The following is a 981-nucleotide window of genomic DNA, read 5'->3' as shown; positions in this document are numbered from 1 at the left end:
ACGCCGCACAGTCGGGCGAGACGGTGACCGGCAATGTCGAGACCGGGACCAGCACCCACGGCACCGGTGCGGCCGATACGGCCGGCGCCGACGGCATCGCCTCGATCGCCTGGACGGGCATCGCCGGCTCCACGGTGACGGGAACCTATGGCGTGCTGACGGTCGATGCCAATGGCGGCTACAGCTACCATGCCAACCCGAACGCCTCGGGCACCGACGTGTTCGCCTACACCATCAAGGACGGCGACGGCGACACCTCGCCCTCGACACTGACGATCACGGTCACCAACGGCCAGCCACAGCCGGTCGCGGCGACGGCGCAGGTTGACGAAGCAGCCCTCGACACCAGCGCCATCGGCGATCTCGCCGCTTCGGCGGTGACCGGATCCAATCCGGGAAGCACCGCCGAGACGGTGGCCGGCACGCTGACGCTGGGCGATCCCAACARCCCGCACGTCACCAACATCGCAGGCGCCACCTCATCGGCCGTCGCCGGTGTCCCGGTCACGGTGCAGGGCACATACGGCGTGCTGCAGATCGACCAGGACGGTCACTACACCTACACGCTGACCAAGCCCTTCGACACCACGCCCGACGCCAACAACAGCACCAACRTCGAGGCCGGCAAGGACGTCTTCACCTATACCGTCACCGACAGCCTCGGCAACACCAACACCTCGACCATCTCCATCAACATCGTCGACGATGTGCCGACAGCCAAGGCCGACACGGACGCCGCACAGTCGGGCGAGACGGTGACCGGCAATGTCGAGACCGGGACCAGCACCCACGGCACCGGTGCGGCCGATACGGCCGGCGCCGACGGCATCGCCTCGATCGCCTGGACGGGCATCGCCGGCTCCACGGTGACGGGAACCTATGGCGTGCTGACGGTCGATGCCAATGGCGGCTACAGCTACCATGCCAACCCGAACGCCTCGGGCACCGACGTGTTCGCCTACACCATCAATCAAGGACGGC

At 67.4% G+C, this 981-nt stretch carries 1 protein-coding gene; it reads left to right on the top strand.

What is annotated here, in order from left to right; translation table 11 throughout:
- Nucleotides 1-981, top strand: a 981-nt coding sequence (locus AC1DX0_RS36395) for an Ig-like domain-containing protein (protein ID WP_477359405.1), incomplete at both ends; no start/stop codon positions are given.

Source organism: Mesorhizobium sp. P3_A9 (genome assembly GCF_056402975.1).
The sequence above is the reverse complement of the archived record's forward strand: the minus strand, read 5'-3'. Positions and strand labels throughout refer to the sequence as shown.